The organism is Okeania sp. (assembly GCF_983059655.1).
This window is the reverse complement of sequence record NZ_CEZPJD010000954.1, coordinates 1-2,691: the sequence shown is the minus strand read 5'-3', so window position 1 is coordinate 2,691 and position 2,691 is coordinate 1. Positions and strand designations below refer to the sequence as shown.

Here is a 2,691-nt window from a genome sequence, read left to right as displayed (position 1 = left end):
AAAAAATCGCGCTCCAAAGGATTTTCCGCTGCATACTCATAATTTTTGTGATATTATCAAGCTTAGATGGAGTTGTTCGCCTATACACATGACTTTTTATTCAACCAAAATACGCTAAAAAAGTATAAATCTTGGAAGATAAAAAGTTAAATTAGAACCAACCCTAAACAAATAATTATCGGCGGTTGTCTCCAGAAAATTTCCTCTACTAATCAACAACTAAATCGTTAATTACCCATCCACATTTATCTGTTAATTCATCCCTATCAACAGTCATATTTTCCAGAAGCAAATAAACCGAATTTTTACCAGTGAGTGAAAAATTCAAGTCAGACAAATCTCCAGGAAAATAATTATTGGCAGTTGTATCAATTAAATTTCCTTGCTCATCTAAAGAAGAAAAAGCAAGAGACAAACCATCACATTCTTGATTCAGAAAATCTAACTTACCAGTAATTTTTACTGATTCAGATACTTGCCCTAAATAGAGAAAATATTTAGAGGTTTGTTTAGTAACATCCGCAGGATCTGTCATTAATTTATAACCATCATCAGAAATTTGAGTAACTGCCGAATAATTATAAGTAATATAAGGAGATTGATTTAAACTCATCCAGTCTAACTGTCTACCTGGACGTTGAGGAATTTGTTTTTGTACTGCTGATAAAGTTTGCACAGCAGTCGCCACAGAAGTAGGGCGAAGTCTTTGATAAAAACTTACAGTAATTCCACCATCTAAAACAAATTCTTCTGGCAATTTTTGGAAATCTTGAGCAATGGGAAAATTTTGAGTAAAAGCGTCATAAACAAACTTAACTAAATCTTGTTGCCCTGGTTTTAAAACTTGTTCATCAGTTAATAATACTTTCTGAAATGGGTGAGCAATAACTATATATTGTGCCTCTAATAATTCTGGTAATGGGTAAGTATCGCGAGTATCAATATGTGGTTTACTTATTGCTCTTAAATTCGACCAACTTTCAGGATTAATTATCCGGTTAGCGTTTCTAATAATATTGGCATTAAATAGATTTGAGGAAGCAGCTACGTATACTAATTCTTTATTTTTGGCTAATTTACTTAGATAATCGCTAAGACGTAAAACTTCATCATAGTCGGAACGAATTAATGGAGAAAAGTTAGTGGCAAATAATGATCGTAGAGAATGATTAAATTTGCCAATAGTAGTTAAACCAAGGGCAAAATTTCCAAGTAACAATATTCCTGCAATAGTTAAAATAATTAATCTAGTTTTGTCTCGGAAAATATTAATAGTCGTCCAGATAAATGAAACTAATCCTAAAACTATTATTGGCGTAAAATGTAGAGAGTAATGAATATTTCCATAACGCAGTAAAATCAACCATTCAGCTAAAGAAAAAATTCCTAATAAAAAGAGGAAAATAGTAGTTGATGGAATTAAAGATTTTGTCATAACACCAACAGAAAATCCCATGGCTACTAACAACAAAGCTATTAATCCATAAAAACAGGCATAACGCCAAAATATATCAGGTATTGATAAACTCCAAGCAGCATAAAGAGTTCGATAATTTTCTGTCAAAGAACCTTGGATAAAACCCCAAGCAAAAATTGATATAGTCAGGAAACTACTGAGAGAAATCAGACTAATTTTTATGGCACTTTCTAAAAGTCTTTTCCAGGAATTATTGACAGAATTGAAAGTAGTCAAAAAGTTAATCATTGTTTGGCAACTAATAGCAGCAAGAAAAGCTATGGCGCTATAAGCAAAATGTCTCCTTAAAACAATAGATATTCCCAAACATAATCCAATCACAGGAATTTGCCACCAAGCAGTCAATCTAATATTTTGTAAGTAAATTAAAATCGCCAATAAAATAAATAAAGTCGCTCCAATATCAGGATATCCTCTCAAACTAGGACTCCAACTCATAGGTATTAATAGAGCGATCGCTACTGTTGACCAAAATACCCACCGAGAAGAAACTGGAATTAATTTTGTTGCTATAGACCCGAGCAGCAAACTAAATGGTAATAAATAGACCAAATTAATACTCAGAATATAAACAATTCTTTGATTACCAAACAGATAAAGAAAAGGAATTAAGGGCAGAACGACCAAATAATTTTTCTGTTGAGATAAAGAACCGAAAATATCATCAATAGCTCTTTGAGGTGATGCTCGAAATAAATTTGTTAAATTATTTGCTGCATTCTGATATCCCACAAAATCCCACCAATAAATAGTCTGTTCATTGGATACATATATTGATGTTATGACAGTAATTATCAAAACTACAATTAACAAAATAATGCTATTAACCAGAAATCTAGGCTGTGAATTAAGTTTAGTATTTAATGATTTGAAAAAAGAGTGATTGTTCATATTTATCCCGAAATCAGAGTCCTGTGGCCTTGCAATTATATAGCAATCCTAAATAGGTTGCGGGTAATCAAAAAGTAAATAAAAAAACTGAAACTTTTACCTGTTACCTAAAAAGCAGTAAGATTTTTGACACGAATAAAATAGGATTGCTATATTGAGCTAATATCAAGTTTTTCTTGAGTTTATAGTCTTAATTCTATCCTTAAAAATACCATTTACATAAAAATTTCTTACCTTATTTTTCACTTTTCCAAAATAGTCACAGTTAATTGGATTGCCGAACAATTTTTCCCTTCAGCAGTAGAGTTTTTTGGCAAAATTTC

At 31.5% G+C, this 2,691-nt stretch carries 1 protein-coding gene; it reads right to left on the bottom strand.

The features are described 5' to 3' along the window. Positions 1-208 precede the first annotated feature (208 nt). Positions 209-2,368 carry a glycosyltransferase family protein gene (locus AC3DU7_RS30590; protein ID WP_488043000.1) on the bottom strand — a complete coding sequence of 720 codons (2,160 nt, stop codon included), beginning with the start codon at positions 2,366-2,368 and terminating at the stop codon, positions 209-211. Positions 2,369-2,691 lie beyond the last annotated feature (323 nt).